The organism is Acidovorax sp. Q11, assembly GCF_054950075.1.
The window spans coordinates 16,792-40,014 of the sequence record NZ_JBUDZG010000014.1 but is presented as its reverse complement, the minus strand read 5'-3'; the positions used below and the strand labels follow the sequence as shown (position 1 = coordinate 40,014).

At 65.0% G+C, this 23,223-nt stretch carries 17 protein-coding genes and 1 pseudogene; 14 read left to right on the top strand and 4 right to left on the bottom strand.

The features are described from left to right. Positions 1-72: 72 nt before the first annotated feature. Complete coding sequence (gene purH, locus ACYZGB_RS12890; protein WP_462388745.1) at positions 73-1,674, top strand: bifunctional phosphoribosylaminoimidazolecarboxamide formyltransferase/IMP cyclohydrolase; 1,602 nt, start codon at positions 73-75, stop codon at positions 1,672-1,674. An 80-nt stretch (positions 1,675-1,754) separates the two neighbouring features. Here the strand turns inward: purH and pobA are convergent, their stop codons facing one another. Beyond that, positions 1,755-2,939, bottom strand: coding sequence for a 4-hydroxybenzoate 3-monooxygenase (gene pobA, locus ACYZGB_RS12885; protein ID WP_462388744.1), 1,185 nt, complete (start codon positions 2,937-2,939; stop codon positions 1,755-1,757). Positions 2,940-3,054: 115 nt separating this feature from the next. Between pobA and ACYZGB_RS12880 the strand changes: the two genes are divergently transcribed. Beyond that, positions 3,055-3,846, top strand: coding sequence for an IclR family transcriptional regulator domain-containing protein (locus tag ACYZGB_RS12880; protein WP_063458950.1), 792 nt, complete (start codon positions 3,055-3,057; stop codon positions 3,844-3,846). Positions 3,847-3,919: 73 nt separating this feature from the next. On the opposite strand, the gene hemL is transcribed toward ACYZGB_RS12880, so the two are convergent. Then, positions 3,920-5,224, bottom strand: a complete 1,305-nt coding sequence (hemL, locus tag ACYZGB_RS12875; protein ID WP_462388742.1) for a glutamate-1-semialdehyde 2,1-aminomutase — start codon at positions 5,222-5,224, stop codon at positions 3,920-3,922. Continuing rightward, the gene (gene thiD / locus ACYZGB_RS12870; protein WP_462388741.1) at positions 5,208-6,170 is read right to left on the bottom strand and encodes a bifunctional hydroxymethylpyrimidine kinase/phosphomethylpyrimidine kinase; all 963 of its coding nucleotides are present in this window, start codon (positions 6,168-6,170) and stop codon (positions 5,208-5,210) included. The genes hemL and thiD overlap by 17 nt, the downstream gene beginning before the upstream one ends. A gap of 94 nt (positions 6,171-6,264) precedes the next feature. On the opposite strand from thiD, the gene ACYZGB_RS12865 reads away from it, so the two are divergent. The 7 genes and pseudogenes from ACYZGB_RS12865 (at position 6,265) to ACYZGB_RS12835 (ending at position 17,760) form a co-directional block, all read left to right on the top strand. Beyond that, a complete protein-coding gene (locus tag ACYZGB_RS12865) occupies positions 6,265-6,438 on the top strand; it encodes a rubredoxin (protein WP_082836248.1) in 174 nt (57 codons plus the stop codon). A 59-nt stretch (positions 6,439-6,497) separates the two neighbouring features. Continuing rightward, positions 6,498-6,896 (top strand): response regulator, encoded by a 399-nt coding sequence (locus tag ACYZGB_RS12860; RefSeq protein ID WP_005796099.1) that lies wholly within the window; start codon positions 6,498-6,500, stop codon positions 6,894-6,896. Next, positions 6,896-7,261 (top strand): response regulator, encoded by a 366-nt coding sequence (locus ACYZGB_RS12855; RefSeq protein ID WP_010459520.1) that lies wholly within the window; start codon positions 6,896-6,898, stop codon positions 7,259-7,261. Before ACYZGB_RS12860 ends, ACYZGB_RS12855 begins: the two co-directional genes overlap by 1 nt. A gap of 15 nt (positions 7,262-7,276) precedes the next feature. Continuing rightward, the gene (locus tag ACYZGB_RS12850; RefSeq protein WP_462388738.1) at positions 7,277-7,804 is read left to right on the top strand and encodes a chemotaxis protein CheW; all 528 of its coding nucleotides are present in this window, start codon (positions 7,277-7,279) and stop codon (positions 7,802-7,804) included. Positions 7,805-7,825: 21 nt separating this feature from the next. Beyond that, positions 7,826-10,114 (top strand): methyl-accepting chemotaxis protein, encoded by a 2,289-nt coding sequence (locus ACYZGB_RS12845; protein WP_462388736.1) that lies wholly within the window; start codon positions 7,826-7,828, stop codon positions 10,112-10,114. 48 nt (positions 10,115-10,162) lie between these two features. Beyond that, positions 10,163-16,429 carry a hybrid sensor histidine kinase/response regulator gene (locus tag ACYZGB_RS12840; protein ID WP_462388734.1) on the top strand — a complete coding sequence of 2,089 codons (6,267 nt, stop codon included), beginning with the start codon at positions 10,163-10,165 and terminating at the stop codon, positions 16,427-16,429. Positions 16,430-16,587: 158 nt separating this feature from the next. Further along, positions 16,588-17,760, top strand: a pseudogene (locus ACYZGB_RS12835) (PilT/PilU family type 4a pilus ATPase). A gap of 39 nt (positions 17,761-17,799) precedes the next feature. Here the strand turns inward: ACYZGB_RS12835 and ACYZGB_RS12830 are convergent. Beyond that, the gene (locus ACYZGB_RS12830; protein WP_462388733.1) at positions 17,800-19,302 is read right to left on the bottom strand and encodes a cryptochrome/photolyase family protein; all 1,503 of its coding nucleotides are present in this window, start codon (positions 19,300-19,302) and stop codon (positions 17,800-17,802) included. A gap of 21 nt (positions 19,303-19,323) precedes the next feature. Here ACYZGB_RS12830 and ACYZGB_RS12825 point away from each other — a divergent pair, with 21 nt between their 5' ends. From ACYZGB_RS12825 to ACYZGB_RS12805, 5 genes are all read left to right on the top strand, one after another. Beyond that, the gene (locus tag ACYZGB_RS12825) at positions 19,324-19,923 is read left to right on the top strand and encodes a YqgE/AlgH family protein (RefSeq protein ID WP_063458941.1); all 600 of its coding nucleotides are present in this window, start codon (positions 19,324-19,326) and stop codon (positions 19,921-19,923) included. Then, complete coding sequence (ruvX, locus tag ACYZGB_RS12820) at positions 19,920-20,351, top strand: Holliday junction resolvase RuvX (protein WP_462388730.1); 432 nt, start codon at positions 19,920-19,922, stop codon at positions 20,349-20,351. The genes ACYZGB_RS12825 and ruvX overlap by 4 nt, the downstream gene beginning before the upstream one ends. After that, positions 20,348-20,869, top strand: coding sequence for a bifunctional pyr operon transcriptional regulator/uracil phosphoribosyltransferase PyrR (gene pyrR / locus ACYZGB_RS12815; protein WP_228896299.1), 522 nt, complete (start codon positions 20,348-20,350; stop codon positions 20,867-20,869). The genes ruvX and pyrR overlap by 4 nt, the downstream gene beginning before the upstream one ends. Positions 20,870-20,871: 2 nt before the next feature. Beyond that, positions 20,872-21,834: an aspartate carbamoyltransferase catalytic subunit gene (locus ACYZGB_RS12810; RefSeq protein ID WP_008903259.1), complete on the top strand. Its 963-nt coding sequence runs from the start codon at positions 20,872-20,874 to the stop codon at positions 21,832-21,834. Positions 21,835-21,913: 79 nt separating this feature from the next. Continuing rightward, complete coding sequence (locus tag ACYZGB_RS12805; protein WP_462388728.1) at positions 21,914-23,209, top strand: dihydroorotase; 1,296 nt, start codon at positions 21,914-21,916, stop codon at positions 23,207-23,209. The last annotated feature ends 14 nt before the right edge of the window (positions 23,210-23,223 follow it).

Here is a 23,223-nt window from a genome sequence, read left to right as displayed (position 1 = left end):
TTGTAGCTATTGGCCCTTGATGGACAGGCGCAAGGGCCCTTTTTTATTCAAAACCTCCCCACCACCACTGCCATGAACGCACTCATCTCCGTCTCCGACAAGACCGGCATCGTCGAATTCGCACAAGCGCTGCACGCGCTGGGCATCAAGCTCTTGTCCACGGGCGGCACCGCCAAGCTGCTGGCCGACAAGGGCCTGCCCGTGACCGAGGTGGCCGAAGTCACCCAGTTCCCCGAGATGCTGGATGGCCGCGTGAAGACGCTGCACCCCAAGGTGCACGGCGGCCTGCTGGCGCGCCGCGAGCTGCCCGAACACATGGCAGCGTTGAAGGAACACGGCATCGACACCATCGACCTGCTGGTGGTCAACCTCTACCCCTTTGAAGCCACCGTGGCCAAGGCCGGCTGCACGCTGGCCGACGCCATCGAGAACATCGACATCGGCGGCCCCGCCATGGTGCGCAGCGCCGCCAAGAACTGGAAGGACGTGGGCGTGATCACCTCGGCCGACCAGTACGACGCCGTGCTGGCCGAGCTGAAAGCGGGCGGCAAGCTGTCTGACAAATTGCGTTTTGCGCTGTCGGTGGCCGCATTCAACCGCATCGCCCAGTACGACGGCGCGATCAGCGACTACCTCTCCTCCGTCACGTTCGAAGAAGACAAACTGTCGGAAACCTATGTGCCCACGCGCGCTCAGTTCCCGGGCCAGAGCAACGGCATCTTCACCAAGGTGCAGGATCTGCGCTACGGTGAAAACAGCCACCAGCAGGCCGCGCTGTACCGTGACCTGCACCCCGCGCCCGGTTCGCTGGTCACCGGCGTGCAGCTGCAGGGCAAGGAGCTGAGCTACAACAACATCGCCGACGCCGATGCCGCCTGGGAATGTGTGAAGAGCTTTGACGCCGCCGCCTGTGTGATCGTCAAGCACGCCAACCCCTGCGGCGTGGCCGTGGGCCTGGATGCGCTGAGCGCCTACAGCAAGGCCTTCCAGACCGACCCCACCAGCGCCTTCGGCGGCATCATCGCCTTCAACCGCGTGGTGGACGGCCAGGCTGCAGCCCAGGTCAGCAAGCAGTTTGTCGAAGTGCTGATGGCCCCTGACTTCACCGCCGAGGCGCTGGAGATCTTCAAGGCCAAAGCCAATGTGCGCCTGCTCAAGATTGCACTGCCTGCACACGGTGGCAAGACCGATTGGGAACGCGGCCGCAACGCCATGGATGCCAAGCGCATTGGCTCGGGCCTGCTGCTGCAGACCGCTGACAACCACGAGCTGTCGCTCATCGACCTCAAGGTCGTGACCCAGAAGCAGCCCACGCTGGAAGAAATGGAAGACCTGCTGTTCGCCTGGAAGGTCGCCAAGTACGTCAAGAGCAACGCCATCGTTTTCTGCAAGGGCGGCATGACCATGGGCGTGGGTGCGGGCCAGATGAGCCGCCTGGACTCGGCCCGCATCGCCAGCATCAAGGCCGGCCACGCGGGCCTGACCTTGCAAGGAACGGTGGTGGCGAGCGATGCGTTCTTCCCCTTCCGCGACGGCCTCGATGTGGTGGTGGATGCGGGCGCCACCTGCGTGATTCAGCCCGGTGGTTCGATGCGCGACAACGAGGTGATTGACGCCGCCAACGAGCGCGGCGTAGCCATGGTGTTCAGTGGCGTGCGCCACTTCCGCCATTGATTCGACCGGCGGTCATCCAACAAAAAGCGGCTTCCAAGGAAGCCGCTTTTTTATGTCTGTTGTCAGGATGAAGTTGAGGTTCAGGTGCCGAAATTCATCGGCAGTCCGACATAGTTCTCGGCCAGCGACACCGAAGCAGCCCGTGAGTTCACCAGGTAGTCCAGTTCGGCCTCCTGGATTTTCTGCCCGAATTCGCCGGTCTCGGGGAAGCGGTGCATCAGCGAGGTGAACCACCACGAGAAGCGCTCTGCCCGCCACACGCGGCGCAGGCAGCGGTCGGAGTAAGTGTCGATGCCCACGGCTGATTTCTCTGTGTAGAACTCGGTGAGCGCGGTCCACAGGTAGCCCACGTCGCTGGCCGCCAGGTTCAGGCCCTTAGCGCCTGTAGGCGGAACGATGTGGGCCGCATCGCCCGCAAGGAACATGCGGCCAAAACGCATGGGCTCGGCCACAAAGCTGCGCAGCGGGGCAATGCTCATCTCCAACGCCGGGCCGGTGACCAGATTGGCACGTGCCTCAGGGTCCAGGCGGTTGCCCAGCTCAGTCCAGAACTGGTCGATGGTCCAGTTGTCGATCTTGTCGGTGTTAGGAACCTGCACGTAGTAGCGGCTGCGGGTGGCGCTGCGCATGCTGCACAACGCAAAGCCGCGCTCGGTGTTGGCGTAAATCAGCTCGTGCGACACCGGCGGCACATCGGCCAGCACGCCCAGCCAGCCAAAGGGGTAGACACGTTCGTAGGTCTTGAGCAGGTTGGCTGGCGCGCTGGCGCGGCATACGCCGTGGTAGCCGTCGCAGCCTGCGATGAAGTCGCAGTGCACCTCGTGCGTCTGGCCGTCCTTTTCGTAGGTCACGCGGGGGCTTTGGCCGTCAAAGTCGTGCACGCTCACGTTGTGGGCGTCGTACACCGTGGTCAGGCCTTCGGCCGTGCGCGCATCCATCAGGTCGCGCGTCACTTCGGTCTGGCCGTACACCGTCACGCGGCTGCCGCCGGTCAGGTCGTGCAGGTCGATGCGGTGGCGCGCACCCTTGAACAGCAGCTCGATGCCGTCGTGCGGCAGGCCCTCGGCATGGGCGCGGGCCCCGATGCCGGCCTTGTCCAGCAGGTCCATGCTGACCTGCTCCAGCACACCTGCGCGGATACGGCCCAGCACGTAGTCGGGGCTGCGCTGTTCGATGATGACGGCGTCGATGCCGGATTTGTAGAGCAACTGGCCGAGCAGCAGGCCGGCGGGGCCTGCGCCGATGATGGCAACCTGGGTACGCATGGGGGGCAACCTCGTGAAGTTCGATGCTGCCAAGCGTAGGTTGATCTGCGTCAAGAGAGCATGGCGCTGCGGCAGTTGCGTGCGATTGGCGGTCGCGTTGTGCGATCATCGCGCAATGACCATCGTGCAGGCCGCCGCCCCCATCGCCAAGGCAGACTTCATCGAAGGCATGGCCAAAGGCATGGCCGTGCTGGAGAGTTTTGACACCGAGCGCCAGCGGCTCAATGCCACGCTGGCTGCGCAGCGCACCGGGCTCACGCGGGCGGCGGCGCGGCGGCATCTGCTCACCCTGGCGCACCTGGGCTATCTGGAGACGGATGGCAGCTACTTCTGGCTGGCACCCAAGGTGCTGCGGTTTTCGGGCAGCTACCTGGCCTCGGCGCGGCTGCCGCGGGTGCTGCAACCCACGCTGAACCGGCTGGCGGCGCAGACGCAGCAGTCCTTCTCGGCCGTGGTGCTGGATGGCAACGAGGTGGTGATCGTGGCGCGCAGCGGGGTGTATGGCGCGCCGTCGCGTGTGCTGGCCTATGGCCTGCACCTGGGCGCGCGGCTGCCTGCGCACCCCACGTCCACGGGGCGGGTGCTGCTGGCGGCGTTGCCGCCGGTGGAGCTCACGCAATGGCTCAAGGGCCACACGCTGCAGCGCCTCACGCCCCACACCATCACCCAGGTGGGGCCGCTGCGGCAGGTGGTCGCCAAGGCGCGGCGCGATGACTATTGCCTGGCGGTGGAAGAGCACGAGCTGGGTGTGCATGCACTGGCCGTGCCGTTGCGCAACCTGCAGGGCCACACAGTGGCGGCGCTCAACGTGGTGGCGTCGCCCAAGCAGATCGATGAAGGCAGCCTGCAGCGCGACATGCTGCCGCTGCTGCAGGACGCAGCCCGGGAGCTGCGCGGGCTGTTGTGACAGCCTCGTTGCTGAAAATATGAATAAAAAAGGCTGCTTCCGCGCTATGGGTAAGCGCTGATAGCTATCTTTTTTATAGTGTTTTGAACACTTCGCGTGCAGCCGCCACGGTGGCGGCAATGTCGTCGGCCGTGTGGGCGGCGCTCACAAAACCTGCTTCGTACAGGGCCGGGGCAATGTAGACCCCCCGGTCCAGCAGGCCGTGGAATAGCTGGTTGAAGCGCGCGCTGTCGGTTTTGAGCACCTGGGCGTAGTTCTGGGGCAGCTCGGGCATCAGGAAGAAGCCAAACATGCCGCCTTCGCTGTCGGTGCTGAAGGGCACGCCCTCAGCGGCGGCAGCGGATGCAAGGCCATCGACCAGCGAGCGGGTGCGGGCCGAGAGCGCATCGAAGAAGCCGGGCTTCTTGATCTCGCGCAGCGTGGCCAGGCCGCAGGCTGTGGCCACCGGGTTGCCCGACAGCGTGCCCGCCTGGTAGACCCCGCCCAGGGGCGCCAGGTGTTCCATGATGGCGCGTGGCCCGCCAAAGGCTGCCAGGGGCATGCCGCCGCCAATCACCTTGCCCAGCACGGTAAGGTCCGGCTTGAAACCCGGGATGCTCTTGGCGTACACACTCTGCGCGCTGCCCAGCGCCACGCGGAAGCCCGTCATGACCTCGTCGAGCACCAGCAGCGCGCCGTATTCGGTGCACAGCTCGCGGCAGCGCTTCATGAACGGCACGCTTGCGCGCACCAGGTTCATGTTGCCCGCGATGGGCTCGATCATCACGCAGGCCAGTTCCTTGCCGTGCAGGGCAAAGGCTTCTTCGAGCTGGGCGACGTTGTTGTATTCGAGCACGATGGTGTGCTGCACCACCTCGGGCGGCACGCCCGCGCTGGTGGCGTTGCCAAAGGTGGCCAGACCCGAGCCTGCCTTGACCAGCAGGGAATCGGCGTGGCCGTGGTAGCAGCCCTCGAACTTGATGAACTTGCTGCGGCCTGTGGCGCCACGCGCCAGGCGGATGGCGCTCATGCCCGCTTCGGTGCCCGAGCTGACGAGGCGGATCATCTCCATCGAGGGCACGAGGCTCAGAATCTCCTCAGCCAGCTCCACCTCGCGCTCGGTGGGCGCTCCAAAGCTGAATCCTTCCAGCGCCGCGCTCTGCACGGCTTCGAGCACGGCGGGGTGGCCGTGGCCCAGGATCATCGGGCCCCAGGAGCCGATGTAGTCGATGAAACGCTGGTCGTTGGCGTCCCAGAAGTAGGCGCCCTGGGCGCGCTTCACAAAACGGGGCGTGCCGCCCACGGCCTTGAAGGCCCGCACGGGTGAGTTCACGCCGCCGGGGATGAGCGCCTTGGCGCGTTCGAACAGGGGGATGTTGAGGTCAGTGTTTGGTGTCATGGGGAGGCATCACAAAGCCTTCGAGGGCCTGTGCTTCGTCGATCGGGGTCTCTTCTTCTTCGTCCGCGCCGGGCTCGTCGTCTTCGGGCTGGGCCCAGAACATGCGGTCGGGCACTATGTGGCCCATGCCAGGGCGAAAGCCAGCGTCCAGGCAACGGTCCAGGTAGCTCAGCGCTTCGCTGGTGGCTTCGCCAAGGTCGTTGCCTGCCGCCACCAGGGCGGTGAGTGCGGCCGAGAGGGTGTCGCCTGCGCCTGCGAAGGTGGCGTCAAACAGCTCGAACTTGCCGCTGCCCAGTATGGTCTGGGGAGAAGCCAGCACGTTCTCGACAAACTGCTCGGGCAGGGGGATGCCGGTGACCAGGGTGTAGGGGACACCCATTTCAGACGCGGCCCGGGCGATGTCGCGGGCGGTGGGGTTGCGCTCGCCGCTCCAGTCCGGCAACAGCCAGCGCCACAGGGTGCTGTGGTTTCCAACCAACACTGAGGTCTGGGGCAGCAACAATTCGCGGAAGGCGTCCAGGTACTCGTCGATCAGCTCGTCACGCCACCAGGAAAGGTTGGGCATATAGGCTATCACCGGGACTTCGTCATAGTCTGTGGTTATTTCGGCGATGGTGCTGATGTTCTCGGGGCTGCCCACAAAGCCGACCTTGATGGCCTGGACCGGGAGGTCTTCCAGCACCGCCCGGGCCTGCTCGGCCACGGCCTCGTCGTCAAAGCCGAAGTGGTCAAAAATCTCTGCCGTGTCGCGGGCGTAGGCGCCTGTGACCACGGCAATCGGGTGCCCGCCGACGGATGCAATCGTGGTGATGTCGGCGGTCAGCCCACCTGCGCCGCTGGGGTCGCTGGCATTGAATACAAGCACACATGCAGGGCTTGCTTCCTCCGCACCGTCATCGTCGATCACTGTGATTTCTGAGGGGGGAGGAGACGCTTTGATGGTCATGGACCAGATCCTGCTTGAGGGGTGGCACCGAAGCCGCAGCCCATGGAGATGACTAGATACAATCGTTGCATTCTATGTGAAGGCCCTTTAAGCTGTGACCGACTCTAAAACTTGGATGTGTTTGATTTGCGGCTGGATTTATGACGAGGCGGAGGGGTCCCCTGAGCACGGCATTGCACCCAACACGCCCTGGGATCAGGTCCCCATGAATTGGACCTGCCCTGAATGTGGCGCCCGCAAGGAAGATTTCGAGATGGTTCAGATCTGAGACGCTCCAGCACCACTTGCTGCGGCGTTGTTTATTTTCTCCATCGGGAGCAGTGACAATTGACTACAACAGGCGCATCTTTCAAAGTGCTCGTGGTGGATGACAGCAATACCATCCGTCGAAGCGCCGAGATTTTTCTCAAGCAGGGGGGGCATGAAGTCTTGTTGGCAGACGACGGCTTTGATGCTTTGGCCAAAGTCAACGATTACCAGCCTCAGCTGATTTTCTGCGACATCCTCATGCCCAAGCTCGACGGGTACCAGACTTGCGCCATCATCAAGCGCAACGCCCGTTTTGCAGATACTCCGGTGGTGATGCTGTCCTCCAAGGACGGCGTGTTCGACAAGGCGCGTGGGCGCATGGTCGGCTGCCAGGAATATCTCACCAAGCCATTTACCAAAGACCAGCTGTTGCAAGCAGTTCAACAGTTTGGCAATTCCCAACAAGGAGCCATGTAATGCCCATTCAGAAAGTATTGGTCGTCGACGACTCGAAGACCGAGTTGATGTTTTTGACGGACCTGCTTCAGAAAAAAGGCATGCAAGTCCGTACTGCAGAAAATGCCGACGAAGCATTTCGCCGCCTGGCCGAAGAAAAGCCCGACCTGATTTTGATGGACGTGGTCATGCCTGGCCAGAATGGTTTTCAGCTCACGCGTGCCATTACCCGCGATCCGCTGTATGCCGATGTGCCGATCATCATGTGCACCAGCAAGAACCAGGAAACCGACCGTGTCTGGGGCATGCGTCAGGGCGCGCGCGGCTACATCACCAAGCCGGTGGACCCCGCCGAGTTGCAGGCCAAAATCGACGCTCTGAACTGAGGCTGCGGCGCGCTCATGGCCAACCGCGAAGCCCTGCGAGAGCTGCAGACCCGACTTGCCAGCCGCCTGCAGGCTGCAAGAACCGAAGGGACCTCTGTGTCATCCTGGCTGGCTGTCGAGTCCGCCGGGAGTTTCTACTTGTTGCCGCTGGGGCAGTCCGGGGAGATTTTCCCCTGGGCCTCTGTCCAGGCTGTGCCCTACACCCAGAGCTGGTTTCTGGGCGTTGCCAACCTGCGTGGCGGTCTGGTGGGCGTTGTGGACCTGGCGGGCCTGCTGGGGGCAGCAGCACCCCGCACCGAACAGGCCCTGGCTGAATCCAGTCTGCTGGCCTTCAATGCCGCGCTGGATGTCAATGCGGCCTTGCTGGTGGACCGCCTGGCGGGCCTGCGCGGAACCGACGCCTTTGTGTCGTCCGAGCCACCGGCTGAAGACGCGCCCAGCTTCTTCGGCACCACCTATATCGATTCCAGCGGCACACGCTGGCAGGAGCTGAACCTGCAGATCCTGTCCCAACACCCCGCATTCCTGAGCATCAGTGCTTGAGTTTTTCTGTAAGGCTGCACCATGTCCGTCGTCAATCAATTTGGAAAACTGTTCAACCGGAAACCCGCTACGCCGGATGCAGGCGCGGCCGCCGGCACGGCGGACGATGGGCAGGATGTCCTGGCCACGGGCGCCCTGGATGGCGCGCAGTTGCGTGACGCCTACCAGGCGGAAGCCATGAACAGCGTCCAGGGGGATCCGGATGGTTACCCCTCCGAGCTGGCGGCTTCGGAAACGGACGAAGAGCTGATTTCCCTGCCCTTGCTGGGGCGCTCCACGGCCGCAGGCCACCAACGCCGTCTGCTGGCCCTGCTGCTGGTGGGCGTGCTGGTGCTGGGGGCGATCGCGTTCTGGGTGCTGCAGCAGGCTGATCGGTCTGCACAACAGCTGGCCGCTACCGGCCAATCGCTGATGCAATCGCAACGTCTGGCTAAGTCGGTGTCGCAGGCCCTGGTGGGCAGCCCCCAGGCCTTCCCAGACGTGGTAGAAAGCTCGGGCGTGCTGGCGCGCAACGTGCGCGCCCTGAATGCGGGTGACAGCGAACTGGGCGTGCAGTCGCTCGGCGAGCCGTTCAAGCCCGATCTGGATGCCGTCAACCCCCTGATGGAGCGCGCCGAGCGCAACGCCAGTGTGGTGATGGGCCAGCAGAAGATTCTGACCCAGGTGGGTGACGCTCTGCGCACCATCAACCGCCAATCGTCTGACCTGCTGGAAATCGCCGAAACCGTGTCTTCGCTGAAACTCCAGCAGAACGCCCCGGCCGCTGAGATTTCTGCTGCTGGCCAGCTGGTGATGTTGACCCAGCGTATCGGCAAGTCGGCCAACGAATTCCAGACCATGGAAGGCGTGAGCCCTGAGGCCGTGTTCCTGCTGGGCAAGGACTTGAACTCGTTCAAGGAAATTGCCCAGGGCCTGCTGGACGGCAGCCCGGAACTGCGCTTGGCTGCCACCAAGGACGCCCAGACCCGCGAACAACTCGAAGCCCTGGTCAAGCTCTACGAACAGACCCGCACCCAGGCCAGCGCCATTCTGGGCAACCTGCAAGGCCTGGTATCTGCCCGTGAAGCCCAGTCCGCCATCATTGCTGACAGCGAGCCGCTGCGCCGCCAGCTGGAAGGCCTGCAGAGCAAGCTGTCCGCCCAGACCGGTCTGGGCGCCGGCCAGTTTGCCGCCCTGGCGCTGGCAGGTCTGTTCGTGCTGCTGTGCGGTATCGGTATTTCGCGCGTTCAGCTGCTGGACAGCCGTGGACGCCAGGCGGCTGCCGAAACGCAGCAAAAAGACGCCAAGCGCCAGGAGCAGGAAGCCAAGCGCGTCAACGACGCCAACCAGGCCGCCATTTTGCGTTTGATGAACGAACTGCAGTCGGTTGCTGAAGGTGACTTGACGCAAGAAGCCACGGTGACCGAAGACATCACGGGCGCCATTGCCGACTCGGTGAACTACACGGTGGAAGAACTGCGCCAGCTGGTGGGTAGCGTGCAGAACACGGCAACTCGCGTGGCGCAGACGACGGCGCAGGTGGATAACACCTCCACCGAACTGCTGGCCGCATCGACCGAGCAGCTGCGCGAAATTCGCGAAACTGGTCGCTCCGTTCTGGACATGGCAACCCGAATCAACGAGGTGTCCACCCAGGCGCAAGAGTCCGCCACTGTGGCCCGCCAATCGCTGCAAGCTGCCGACTCGGGTCTGCAGGCCGTGCAGAACGCTATCGGCGGTATGAACTCCATCCGCGACCAGATCCAGGACACCTCCAAGCGGATCAAGCGCCTGGGCGAGTCGTCGCAGGAGATCGGTGAAATCACCGAGCTGATTTCCGACATTACCGAGCAGACGAACGTGCTGGCGCTGAACGCAGCCATCCAGGCGGCATCTGCTGGTGAAGCCGGTCGCGGCTTCTCGGTGGTGGCGGAAGAAGTGCAGCGCCTTGCTGAACGCTCTGCAGACGCTACGCGCCAGATCTCGGCACTCGTGAAGGCCATTCAGACCGACACCCAGGATGCTGTGGCCGCTATGGAGCGCTCCACGCAGGGTGTGGTGGAAGGGGCCCGCCTCTCCGACTCCGCCGGTACCGCACTGACCGAAATTGACCGCGTGTCGCGCCGCCTTGCTGAACTGATTGAGCAGATTTCGTCTTCGACGTCCCGCGAAGCCGTTCTGGCCAACGAAGTGGCCGACAACATCCAGCACATTTTTGCGGTGACCGAGCAAACGGGTGAAGGTACCCGCACCACGGCACAACAGGTGCGTGAGTTGTCGCACATGGCCGAAGAACTGCGCCAATCGGTGGCACGTTTCAAGATCGCCTGACAGCAGTAGTCATCAACCAGCTGGCTCATTGCAGCCGGGGACAAATCCATGTCATCTATTGATGTCAACAATGCACCGGCCGCAGAAGGGACCCAGGGAGATCAGGACCTGGGTCCTTTGGCTTGGGTGCTTGACGAACTGCGTAAGTCACTCGACGGTGCGGTCAAGGCCATGCGCCGCTTTGTGCGCGATGCGGAGGTCGCGCGGGAATCCGATCTGGCGGCCCTGGATGCGGGGGCTCTGCGCATTGCGCGCCAGCAACTGCACCAGGCCTGTGGTGCGCTGGAGATGGTGGGCATGGGCCCGCCAGCCCTGGTGCTGCGCTCCATGGAGTCGGCCGTCCAGAAGTTTGTGCAGCGGCCCGAAACCTGCAGCGACGATGCTGCGGCCGTGATCGAGCGCGCAAGTTTTGCGCTGATTGAATACCTGGAGACCGTGCTGGCGGGCAAGTCGGTGTCTCCCGTCGCTCTGTTCCCCCAGTACCGCGATGCTCAGGCCCTGGCAGGAGCAGATCGCGTACACCCAGCAGACCTTTGGCCTGTAGAGCGTCGCTTCCGCGAGCCCGAAGGAACGGTGACCCTTGCGCCATTGCCTTATGGCCCCGAGGCGCGGGCGCGGCTGGATGCAGCTGTGCTGCGCATCGTCAAGTCCGGCGATCTCCGCGCTGCGCTGAACCTGCGAGACACCTGTCTTGGCTTGGTGGCGGCCCAGACGGACCGCCAGGCGCGTGCATTCTGGAAAATCTGCGCGGGCTTCTTCGAGGCTTTTGGCTCAGGTCTGCTGGCGCCGGACGTGTATGTCAAGCGTGTGGCGTCCCGGGTGCTGATGCAGTACGCGACCCTGGCCAAGGGGGATCCGACCATCGCGGACCGCCTGGTGCAGGATCTGCTCTTTTTCTGTTCTCAGGCCAAAGCCTCCGATCTGCCCGCCGAGGCCGCTCCCTCGCTGCGAGCGGTGCGCCAGGCGTTCTCTCTGGACCGGTTCAAGCCCGTTGACTACGAAACCGCCCGTTTCGGGCGTTTTGATCCGGCAGTGCTGGCGCAGGCGCGCAAGCGCATCGCATCGGCCACAGAAACTTGGTCGGCGTTGGCTGGCGGTGATCGCAACAAGCTCAAACCAGCGGCAGACCAGTTCAGTCTGGTGTGTGATTCGCTGAGAAAGCTGCACCCCGGTAGCGAAAACCTGGCCCAGGCGCTCACACGGGCGACGGAGTCCACCACCCGTTCGGGCGAGCCACCGTCGGCTGCCTTGGCGATGGAGGTGGCGACATCGGTGTTGTACCTGCAGGCCGCGTTTGAAGAGCTGGATGCGGCCGACGACCAGATGGAGGTGCGGGCGACCCGCCTGGCAGAGCGCCTGGATGCGGTGACTGCGGGAGCCGAACCCGAGCCTCTGGAGCCCTGGATGGAGGAGCTGTACCGCAGGGTCAGCGACAACCAGACCATGGGCAGTGTGGTGGATGAGCTGCGTGTGACGTTGGGCGAGGCCGAGAAGGCACTGGACCAGTTTTTCCGCAACCCCCAGGACACGGCTGTTTTGGCCATGGTGCCTGGGCACCTGGCCCAGATGCGCGGCGTGTTGTCGGTGCTCGGGTTGGACCAGGCTTCGCTGGCGGTGGTGCGCATGCGCGACACGGTGGAGCGCCTGCTCATCAACGAGGTGCCCGAAGAAGGCCGCCAGGCTGTTTTCGAGAAGCTCGGTAACAGCCTAGGTGCGCTGGGTTTCCTGATCGACATGCTGAGCTACCAGCGCACCATGGCGCGCAAGCTCTTTGTCTATGACGAGAACCTTGGCGAGTTGCGCATCCTCATGGGCAAGACCCGTGCGCGCGCATCGGATGCCATGGAGGAAGCTCCCGCCAAACTGGAGGAGCGCACCGACACGCTGGTGCCTGACGTGCTGCCGCGTTTCCCCGTGGCAGAGCCTGTCAGCGAACCCACCGACTTTGCCCCCATCCTGGATCTGGGGGCTGCCCCAGCCAGTGAACCTGTGGCCCCGGCAGAACCCGAAAGCCTCGCTCCGGACATTTCCTTCGATGTGGCCGCTCCTGCTACACCGGCGTCGGCTGTCACCGCTGCGGAGGCCCCAGCCTCCACGTCCAAGGCAGCCGTGCCCGATGTGGAAGACGAGTTGCTGGAGGTTTTCCTGGAGGAAGCACGCGAAGTGGTGGTTAACGGATTGGCCGCCATCGACCTGCTCCAGGGAGAGCCTGGCAATCTGAGCGAACAGACCACCTTGCGCCGTGCCTTCCATACGCTCAAGGGCAGTTCGCGCATGGTGGGCCTCAACGACTTCGGCGAGGCCGCCTGGTCGATGGAGCAGATTCTCAACACCTGGCTGGCTGAACAGAAGCCCATGCAGCCGGGCTTGTTGACGCTGTCCTCGGACGCCTTGCGGGCCTTTGGCCGCTGGGCCGACGATATTGCCGCAGGCCGTGCGACTGGCTGGGACCCCGAGTCTTTCCGCAAATCCGCAGATGCCATGCGCCTGGATGGCACGTTGCTGCCTCTGGTGGTGCCCTCCGAGAGCGGCGAGTCCCTGGTGGCCGTTTCGGAAATCGACGCCCTGGTGGAACTGGAGCCCGAAGCGGCCAGCCTGCCTGCTGATGCCGTGGTGGCCGAGGCCGCCGAGGCCCCAGAGGACGATCTGGGCCTGATGGACTTCCAGGCGACCGAAATTTCGGAGCATGTCCCCGAACATCCTGCATCCGTTGAGGTACCTGTGGTACCTGAACTGGCAGCTGCACCCGGCGTGGCAGAGGTGGCCGAGGACATTGACTTCTCCGTCTTCACCGCCGCCCTGAATGCAGATTCGGCCCCAGCGCCCCTGGTGGACCCGTCCAGTGCCGACTTTGTGCTCGACCTGGAGTTGCCCGACCTGGACTTGTCCGATGTGGCGCCTGCTGCCGAGGTTGCGGCCGTGGCCGCCGCGTCTGAGCCGCTGCTGGACGCTCCGGTCGAAGCGTTCGCTTTGCCTGATGCTGAAGTCAGCGCAGCCCCAGAAACCGCCGTACCCGCAGACATCGACGCTGAAGTGTCAGAGGCATCGGATGCTCTCGCGTCGCTGGATGTCGAAGCCCTGGAGCGGTTGCTGGAAGCAGAGTCCGCAGCGGCCGCCGCTGAGGCACCGGTGGTGGCTGGGTCCCCCGAAGCGGCCGTGCCTGCCGATGTTGAGCTGGCTTCTGAAATGGCCGAGCTTCTGGACGCCCTGCCGCAAGAGGACAGCAGCGCGAGCGACGATGCGGTCAAGGTGATTGATACCCTGCGTATCAGCATCCCGCTGTACAACGTCTATCTGAACGAGGCCGACGAATGGTCGCGCCGCCTAGTGACCTGCCTGCAGGAGTGGTCGCTGGAGCTGCACGAGCCGCTGCCCGATATGGGGGTTGCGTTGGCGCATTCGCTGGCGGGAAGTTCTGCCACGGTCGGTTTCACTGCCTTGTCGGAGTTGGCGCGGGCACTGGAGCACGCGATGCAGCATGTGCAGCTGCAATCCGGCGGCACGCAGGAGCAGGCCCAGGCCTTCATGGGCGCGGCCGAAGACATCCGCCGCCTGCTGCACCAATTTGCTGCGGGTTTCCTCAAGGAGCCCAACGAAGAGGTTCTGGAGCAGCTGCGCCAGATCCTGGAAGCCGAGGTGGTTGCCACCTTGTCTCCCCCCGAAGAGGATGCTGCCGAAGCCTTCCCGATCGAGATGGTGGAGCCTGTGGCCACCGAGACCGAGCCGGTGTCGGAACCTGCGCCCGCCCCGGAGCCAGCCGACGAACCCGAGGCGTTTGCCGAGGCGACGCTGGAGCCTGCACCGCTCATCATCCCGCAGGGCCATGTAGCGCCCGCGCTGTCGGTGGTGGCCCACGATCAGGACCAACTGATCGACGACGCGATCGCCCACGCCGTGGCGCTGTCTTCGGATGTGGACGACGACATCGATGCGATTGACGTCATCGACCCCGACCTGTTCCCGATCTTCGAGGAAGAGGCTGCCGAGCTGCTGCCCCAGCTGGGGGGTGCCCTGCGCCAATGGGCTGCACGGCCCGACAACCTGGGCGCCCGCAGTGAAGTGCTGCGCGCCTTGCACACGCTCAAGGGCAGCTCGCGACTGGCGGGTGCCATGCGCCTGGGCGAAATGGCCCACCGGCTGGAGTCTGCCATCGAGCAGCTCGATGCCGAGACCGTCACCGCCGACCAGATCGACCCCTTGCAGGGCAGTTTTGACGGTCTGCAGGCGAACTTCGACGCCCTGCGTGCCATTGGCCAGACGCCTACCGATACGGTGGTCACACTGCCCGTCGAAGCCGCCCATGGCCGTCCGGATGCCGCAGAGCTGTCCGCAGCGCCTGCTGCAGCTGTGGCGGGCGCCGCTGGCGCAGCACCGGCCGCTCCGGCAGTCCGTTTGCCCGGCCCGTCGCAGCTGGCGCCCTTGCGTGTGGCTGCCAGCCAGTCGGTGCGTGTGCGTGCCCAGTTGCTGGACCGCTTGGTGAACCAGGCGGGCGAGGTGATGATCAGCCGCTCGCGCCTGGATGTGCGCCTGGGGCAGTTCCGCAGCTCGCTCTCCGACCTTTCGGGCAACCTCGACAGGCTGCGCCAGCAACTGCGCGACATCGAGGTGCAGGCTGAATCGCAGATGCAGTCGCGCCTGGCCTTGTCCAAGGATTCGGCCGCTGGTTTCGACCCGCTGGAGTTCGACCGCTTCACCCGTGTGCAGGAGCTCACCCGCATGATGGCCGAGTCGGTCAACGACGTGGCGACGGTGCAGCGCAACCTGCAGCGTGCCATGGAAGGCGCCGAAGACGACCTGATCGCCCAGGGCCGCCAGGCCCGTGAGCTGCAGCGCGACCTGCTGCGCACCCGCATGGTGGAGTTCGAAGGCATTGCCGAGCGCCTCTACGCCGTGGTCCGCCAGGCCTCCAAGGAAACCGGCAAGCAGATCAAGCTGGACATCACTGGCGGCTCCATCGAAATGGACCGTGGTGTGCTGGACCGCATGACCCCGGCGTTCGAGCACTTGCTGCGCAACTGTGTGGCCCATGGCGTCGAAGATCCCGAAGTGCGGGTGGCGGCGGGCAAGCCTGCCTCCGGCACGATCACCGTGGATCTGCACCACGAAGGCAACGACGTGTCGGTGGAGTTCCGCGATGATGGCGCGGGCCTGAACCTGCCGCGCATCCGCGAAAAGGCCCTGTCTCAGGGCATCGTGGAACCTGGTGTGGAACTCAGCGATGCCGAGGCCGCCAACCTGATCTTCATGCCCGGTTTCTCGACTGCATCTGAAGTGACCGGGTTGGCGGGACGCGGCATTGGCATGGACGTGGTGCGTGCCGAAATCAATGCCCTGGGGGGGCGCATCGAAACCTCGACCGAGGCGGGCAAGGGCGCAGCGTTCCGCATGGTGCTGCCTTTGACGACTGCGGTGACGCAGGTTGTGATGCTGCGCACCGGCGACCTGGCGGTGGGCGTGCCTGCCAACGTGGTGGAAATCGTGCGCCGCACCTCTGCGGCCGACCTGGAGGAAGCCTACCGCACCGGCGTGTTTGACGACGGGATGGAGAAGGTGCCCTTCTTCTGGTCCGGTGCCTTGTTGCAGGCGTCTGCACGTAGCCATGAGCCCGCAGGCAAGACCCGCCCCGTGGTGATCTTCCGCAGCGCGGCGCAGCGTGTGGCGATGCATGTGGACGAAGTGCTGGGCAACCAGGAAGTTGTGGTGAAGAACCTCGGCCCCCAGTTGTCCCGCCTGCCAGGCCTGGCCGGTATGTCGGTATTGGCCTCGGGTGCCGTGGTGCTGATCTACAACCCGGTGGCTCTGGCCACGGTGTATGGCGACCAGGTGCGTGCAGCCAGTGCGGGCATGGCGCCCGCTCCGGAAGCGGAGGGTGGCGCTGGTGGTGGCAAGCAGGTGGTCTCGCCCCAGCTGGCGGGGCCCAGCCAGGTGCCACTGGTGCTGGTGGTGGACGACTCCATCACCGTGCGCCGCGTCACGCAGCGCCTGCTGCAGCGCGAAGGCTACCGCGTGGCCCTGGCGGCCGACGGCCTGCAGGCCCTGGAGCGACTGCAGGAGGAGCGTCCGACCGTGGTGCTGTCCGACATCGAAATGCCCCGCATGGACGGCTTCGACCTGGCGCGCAACATCCGCGCAGACGGTGCGTTGCGTGACCTGCCGATCATCATGATCACATCGCGCATTGCCGAGAAGCACCGCGAACATGCGATGGAGCTGGGCGTCAACCACTACCTGGGCAAACCGTATTCGGATGAAGAACTGCTGAGCCTGATTCAGCACTACGCCCGCATCGCGGCTGCTGCGGCCGCCGAGGCCTGACAGACCATGCGCACCACCCACAGCCCCGCTCTTGACCGACGGGGCTGTGGTTTTTTTGGGGGCCATGTTTTCGTGATGGGTGGCGCTATGGCGGGTAGGGGAGTCGGCCCAGGGGCTGGCCCGCCGCAGCCCGCCTTTCGCGGATGGCAGGTGTGCTGATGGACCCGGGAGCGCTGTCGCCTTCTACCGATCCTCGCCTGCTGGCGTGCCTGGCCTTTGTGGCCAGGGAGCGGGCCTCCGATCTTTTCCTGCTGGCGGGTGCGCCGCCCACCATCAAGCGGCAGGGCGCGTTCGCGCCGATTGCCCAGCAGGTGCTGTCGGCGGATGACGTTCGGCAGATGGCTTACTCCATCTTGCGCGATGCACAACGGCATGAGTTCGAGACCACCATGGAGTGCGATCTCTCGTTCCAGACCCCCGAGGGCGAGCGTTTTCGTGTCAATGTGCACCGCCAGCGTGGGCAGGTGGGCATGGTGATACGGCATGTGATTGCGCAGATACCCGACCTGCAGACGCTGGGCTTGCCCCCGGTGCTGCAGCAACTGGCGTTTCTCAAAGGCGGTCTGGTGTTGACGGTGGGGGCTGCGGGTTCGGGCAAGACCACCACGCTGGCCGCCTTGCTGGACCACCGCAACACCCACGCGGGCGGGCATATCCTGACCGTGGAAGACCCGATTGAATATCTGCACACCCACAAGAAGTCGCTGGTCACCCAGCGCGAAGTGGGGCTCGATACGCTGTCCTACGACGAGGCCCTGCGGCGGGCCATGCGCGAGGCCCCCAATGTGATCCTGATCGGCGAGATCCGCGACCGGGCCACCATGCAGCACGCGCTGCACTACGCCGAGTCCGGGCACCTGTGCGTGTCCACCCTGCATGCCAACAACGCCAACCAGGCGGTGCAGCGGATCCTGAATTTTTTCCCCGAGGATGCCCACCGCCAGCTGCTTTTGGACCTGTCGCTCAATCTGCGCGCGGTGGTGGCCTTGAGGCTGGTCGCAGGGCTGGCCGGGAGCCTGGTGCCCGCCACAGAGATCATGCTGCTGACCCCCTACGTGGCTGAACTGATCCAGAAAGGCCAGATTGACGAACTCAAGACGGCCATCACCCGCAGCGGGGAGCAGGGCATGTGGAGCTTTGACCAGTCCCTGCTGTCCATGGTCGAGTAGGGTGTCATCTCACCCGCAGAAGCGATTGCCAATGCCGACAACCGCACCGATGTGCGCCTGCGTCTGCGGCTGGCCGCCGGTGCCTCGCTGGGTGCCGAGGGCATGCAGATGACGCCGGAGGAACCACCACCGGGCGACCCGCCGCCCGTGGCGCATCGCTAATGCACGGCGGCCTGCTTCAATCTGCAGAGCCGTGTGTTGCTACCCTGCAGCCGTCTTCACCACGGCATACCGCTCCAGCGTGCGTTGCCGTGCGGCATCGTGCTCCACCACAGGCAATGGGTAGGTGTCTCCCAGGCGCACACCCGCTTCCTGCAGTTCCAGGGGGCGCGCTAGCCAGGGTGCGTGGAGTGCCTTGGTCGGGAGCGCTGCAAGCTGGGGCAGGTAGCGGCGGATGAATTTGCCCTCCGGGTCGAACTTCTCGCTCTGGCTCACCGGGTTGAAGATGCGGAAGTAGGGCTGGGCATCACAGCCGCTGGAGCTGGCCCACTGCCAGCCGCCGTTGTTGGCGGCCAGGTCGAAGTCATTGAGGTGGGTGGCAAAGTACGCCTCGCCCCGGCGCCAGTCCAGCCCCAAGTCCTTCACCAGAAAACTCGCCACCACCATGCGCAGGCGGTTGTGCATGTAGCCCGTCTGGTTGATCTGCGCCATGGCGGCATCCACCAGCGGGTAGCCCGTGCGGCCTTCGCACCAGGCGGCAAACAGGGCGTCGGCTTCGGGGCCGGTTTCCCACTGGATGGCGTCGTAGGCGGGTTTGAAGCTGTGGCTCACCACATGGGGGTGGTGGTGCAGGATCTGAAAGTAAAAGTCGCGCCAGATCAGCTCGCTCAGCCATGTCGCGGCGCCAGGGTTGCCTGCCTGTACCAGCCCGTGCGCGGTGCGCGCCAGCACCCTTGGCGAGATGGTGCCAAAGCGCAAATGCACGCTGAGGTAGCTCGGGCCTTTGACGGCAGGAAAATCGCGCGCGTGGTCGTAGCGCTCGATGCGGCCCAGAAAGTCGTCGAACAGCTGCTGCGCGCCGCTGGCGCCAGTGGGCAGCCCAGGGGCTGGCGACGCACTGGCCTCGAACCCCAACGACGCCAGCGTGGGCATGGGTTGGCAATGCGCCTGGGGGCGCGGCGCCAGGCGGTGCGCGTGGCGCTCCACTGGGTAGCTTTGGAGCTGGAAAGCGTCGATTTTCTTGAGCCAGGCGTTCTTGTAGGGCGTGAACACGCTATAGGGGTTGCCGGTCTGCGTCAGCACCTCGCTGCGTTCAAAAATCGTGTGGTCCTTGAAGGTGTGGAACGCCTTGCCCGCAACCGCGAGACGCGTGCGCACCAGACTGTCGCGTGCCAGCGCCTGGGGCTCGTCATCGTGGTTGGTAAACACCGCTTGCACGCCCAGGCTCTGCGCCAGGGCCGGGATTGCCTCGCTGGCCACGGCATGCAGCACGATGAGCCCGCCCTGCGGGTGGCCACACAGGGCGCGCAGCGAGGCGTCCAGTTCCTCCAGCGACGCGAGGATGAACTCCACCCGCCGGTCTCTGCGGGGCAGGCTATCCAGAATCTCCTGGTCCAGCACGAAGGCGCAGTGCACCTGCTCGCACTGCGTCAGCGCCCGGTACAGGGCGGCCTGGTCCGCTGTGCGCAGGTCGCGGCGGAACCAGACAAGGCCGCTGGGGTAAGAAGACTCGGAAGGTCCGCGAGGCCTGGAAGAGGGCGCCATGTTCACCGTTAAAATTGAGGAATGTCTTTCGATTCTGCGCCCATCAACCTGACGCATCACTTCCTGATTGCGATGCCCGGCCTGGAAGATGAGTCTTTTGCGCGCAGTGTGGTCTACCTGTGCGAGCACAGCGAACGCGGCGCGCTCGGGCTCATCATCAACAAGCCCTCGGACATCACCCTCAAAAGCCTGTTCGACAAAGTAGATCTGTCGCTGCGGCGCGAAGACCTCACTCGGGAGCCTGTCTTCCAGGGCGGCCCGGTGCAGACCGAACGCGGCTTTGTGCTGCACGAACCCATGCTCATGGACAAGGCCGAGACCGACGAGTCGGCCTATGCCTCCACCATGACCATCCCCGGCGGGCTGGAGATGACCACCTCCAAGGACGTGCTCGAAGCCCTGTCCACCGGCGCCGGGCCGCGCCGCGTGCTCATCACGCTGGGCTATTCGTCGTGGGGCGAGGGGCAGCTAGAGACAGAACTGGCCGAAAACGCCTGGCTCACCGTGGCGGCCGACCTGTCGGTGATTTTCGACACCCCTGTACCCGAGCGCTACGACCGGGCCCTGTCGCTGCTGGGCCTGCAGGCCTGGATGCTGTCGCCCGAGGCGGGCCACGCATGACCGGCGCGCCCGCTCAGCCCCTCCAGCCGCCAGCCGTTCCTGCGCATTTCCAGACCTTTCTTGCTTTTGACTTTGGCCTCAAGCGCACGGGCGTGGCCTCGGGCAACCGCATGCTGCGCAGTGCCACGCCGCAACGCACCATCCAGGCCGAGGGCGACGCCCGTTTTGCCCAGGTGGCCGAGCGCATCAAGGAATGGCAGCCCGACGCGCTGGTGATCGGCGTGCCCTACCACCCCGACGGCGCGAGCCACGAGAACACCCAGCGCGCGCTCAAGTTCGGCCGCCAGCTGCGCGGCCGATTCGGCTTGCAGGTGTTCGAGGTGGACGAGCGCTACAGCACCACCGAAGCCATCGCCGGTGGGGCCAAGGATGCCGATGCTGCGTCGGCCTGCATCATCCTGGAACAGTTTTTGAGGAATCTCCCATGACCACCCCATCCCCCGGAATGTCCGGCAGCCTGGTGCTTGACGCCGAGGCGCTGTACCGCGAACTGCTGCGCGGCGTGCGCAGCATGCTGACCCCCACCACGCGCCTGGCGGGCATTGCCTCGGGCGGTGCCTGGCTGGCTGAGCGCCTGCAAAAAGACCTGGGCCTCGAAGGCCCCGCCGGTGTGCTCTCGTCGGTGATGCACCGCGACGACTTCGCCCAGCGCGGCCTGTCGGCCAGCGCGCAGACGGCGCTGCCGTTTGATGTGAACGGTGCCGATGTGCTGGTGCTCGACGACGTGCTCTACACCGGCCGCACCATCCGCGCCGTGCTCAACGAGCTGTTCGACTACGGCCGCCCCGCCAGCGTGCGCCTGGCCGTGCTGGTGGACCGGGGCGGGCGCGAGCTGCCCGTGCAGGCCGACTTTGCCGCCGCGCGTGTGGCCCTGCCTGCCGCCCAGTCGCTGGCCCTGGCGCGTGACGACAGCGGCATCTTCCAATTCCAAGTCAAAGAGGCCTGACCGTGCTGCACAAGCGCAACCCCCAACTCAACGGCAACGGCGAACTCATCCACCTGCTGTCCATCGAAGGCCTGCCGCGCGACATCGTCACGCACATCCTCGACACGGCGGCCAACTTCGTGAGCGTGAACGACCGCGAAGTGAAGAAAGTACCCCTCTTGCGTGGCAAGAGCGTGTTCAACCTGTTCTTCGAGAACAGCACGCGCACCCGCACCACCTTCGAGATCGCGGCCAAGCGCCTGTCTGCCGACGTGCTCAACCTCGACATCGCGCGCAGCTCGGCCAGCAAGGGCGAGTCGCTGCTCGACACCATCGCCAACCTCTCGGCCATGGCGGCCGACCTGTTCGTGGTGCGGCACAGCGAGTCGGGCGCGCCCTACCTCATCGCGCAGCATGTGGCGCCCCATGTGCATGTGATCAATGCGGGCGACGGCCGGCATGCCCACCCCACGCAGGGGCTGCTGGACATGTACACCATCCGTCACTACAAGAAGGACTTCAGCAACCTCACCGTGGCCATCGTGGGCGACGTGCTGCACTCGCGCGTGGCGCGCTCGGATATCCATGGCCTCACCACGCTCGGCTGCGCCGAAGTGCGTGTGGTGGGCCCGCGCACCCTGGTGCCGTCGGACATGGCGCAGATGGGTGTGCGCGTGTGCCACACGCTCGAAGAGGGCATCAAGGATGCCGACGTGGTCATCATGCTGCGGCTGCAGAACGAGCGCATGAGCGGCGCCCTGCTGCCGTCGAGCCAGGAGTATTTCAAGAGCTTCGGCCTCACGCAGGAGAAGCTGCAACTGGCCAAGCCCGACGCCATCGTCATGCACCCCGGCCCCATCAACCGGGGCGTGGAGATCGACTCCGCCGTGGTCGATGGCAAGCAGAGCGTGATCCTGCCGCAAGTGACTTTCGGTATTGCGGTCCGTATGGCTGTCATGTCCATCGTTGCTGGTAACGAGGCATGATGCTTGAAATGAATGCTCCTGTTTTCATAGCTGCTGGCGCATACCAGATGCGCGGAAGCAGCCAATTTGGTTTGAAATCATGAAGATACTGATCCAGAACGGCCGCTTGATCGACCCCGCTTCGGGCCTCGACCAGACCTGTGACATTGCGATTGCCGCAGGCCGCATCGTGGGCGTGAACCGCGTGCCGCCCGACTTCGCGCCCAAGCGCGTGGTGGATGCCACCGGCTGCATCGTGTTGCCCGGCCTGGTGGACCTGGCCGCACGCCTGCGCGAGCCCGGCCACGAACACGAAGGCATGCTTGAATCCGAGATGGCTGCCGCTGTGGCCGGTGGCGTGACCAGCCTGGTCTGCCCGCCCGACACCGACCCTGTGCTCGACGAGCCCGGCCTGGTTGAGATGCTTAAGTTCCGCGCCGAGAAGCTGCACCAGTCGCGCCTGTTCCCGCTGGGCGCACTCACCCGCAACCTGGCGGGCGAGGTGCTGACCGAGATGGCCGAGCTGACCGAATCCGGCTGCGTGGGCTTTGGCCAGGCCGAGGTGCCGCTGGCCAGCACCCAGGTGCTGCAGCGCGCGCTGCAATACGCCGCCACCTTTGGCTACACCGTGTGGCTGCGCCCGCAAGAGATGCACCTGGGCAAGGGCGTGGCTGCCAGCGGCCCGCTGGCCACGCGCCTGGGCCTGTCGGGCGTGCCCGTGGCGGCCGAGACGATTGCGTTGCACACCATTTTTGAACTGCTCAAGACCACCGGCGCCCGTGTGCACCTGTGCCGCATCAGCAGCGCGGCGGGGGTGGAGCTGATCCACCGTGCCAAGGCCGAGGGCCTGAAGGTGACGGCCGATGTCAGCATCAACTCGCTGCACCTTACTGACGTGGACATCGGCTTCTTCGACAGCCGCGCCCGCCTGTCGCCCCCGCTGCGCCAGCAGCGCGACCGCGACGCACTCAACGCCGCGCTGGCCGACGGCACCATCGACGCCCTGGTGTCCGACCACAACCCGGTCGATGAAGACGCCAAGACCCTGCCGTTTGCCGAGGCCGAGCCCGGCGCCACGGGGCTGGAGCTGCTGTTGTCGCTCGCGCTCAAGTGGTCGCAGGGCAGCGGTGTGCCCTTGCAGCGTGCGCTGGCCACCGTCACGTCCGAACCCGCGCGCGTGCTTGGCAGCGCCCTGGGCACGCTGCAGGCCAGCGTAGGCCAGATCGTGGAAGGCGGCGTGGGCGACCTGTGCATTTTGGACCCGCAGGCCGCGTGGACCGTGCAGGACGATGCGCTGCGCAGCCAGGGCAAACACACCCCCTTCTCGGGCTATGAACTGCCCGGCCGCGTGCGCATGACGCTGGTGGGTGGCCAGGTCGCCTTTGACCGAGGCTGAGGTGGTGCGACGCT

Coding starts and splice junctions, on each gene's coding strand:
- purH (WP_462388745.1), top strand. CDS start 73: ATGAACGCACTCATCTCCGTCTCCGACAAGACCGGCATCGTCGAATTC.
- pobA (WP_462388744.1), bottom strand. CDS start 2,939: ATGCGTACCCAGGTTGCCATCATCGGCGCAGGCCCCGCCGGCCTGCTG.
- ACYZGB_RS12880 (WP_063458950.1), top strand. CDS start 3,055: ATGACCATCGTGCAGGCCGCCGCCCCCATCGCCAAGGCAGACTTCATC.
- hemL (WP_462388742.1), bottom strand. CDS start 5,224: ATGACACCAAACACTGACCTCAACATCCCCCTGTTCGAACGCGCCAAG.
- thiD (WP_462388741.1), bottom strand. CDS start 6,170: ATGACCATCAAAGCGTCTCCTCCCCCCTCAGAAATCACAGTGATCGAC.
- ACYZGB_RS12855 (WP_010459520.1), top strand. CDS start 6,896: ATGCCCATTCAGAAAGTATTGGTCGTCGACGACTCGAAGACCGAGTTG.
- ACYZGB_RS12850 (WP_462388738.1), top strand. CDS start 7,277: ATGGCCAACCGCGAAGCCCTGCGAGAGCTGCAGACCCGACTTGCCAGC.
- ACYZGB_RS12845 (WP_462388736.1), top strand. CDS start 7,826: ATGTCCGTCGTCAATCAATTTGGAAAACTGTTCAACCGGAAACCCGCT.
- ACYZGB_RS12840 (WP_462388734.1), top strand. CDS start 10,163: ATGTCATCTATTGATGTCAACAATGCACCGGCCGCAGAAGGGACCCAG.
- ACYZGB_RS12830 (WP_462388733.1), bottom strand. CDS start 19,302: ATGGCGCCCTCTTCCAGGCCTCGCGGACCTTCCGAGTCTTCTTACCCC.
- ACYZGB_RS12825 (WP_063458941.1), top strand. CDS start 19,324: ATGTCTTTCGATTCTGCGCCCATCAACCTGACGCATCACTTCCTGATT.
- ruvX (WP_462388730.1), top strand. CDS start 19,920: ATGACCGGCGCGCCCGCTCAGCCCCTCCAGCCGCCAGCCGTTCCTGCG.
- pyrR (WP_228896299.1), top strand. CDS start 20,348: ATGACCACCCCATCCCCCGGAATGTCCGGCAGCCTGGTGCTTGACGCC.
- ACYZGB_RS12805 (WP_462388728.1), top strand. CDS start 21,914: ATGAAGATACTGATCCAGAACGGCCGCTTGATCGACCCCGCTTCGGGC.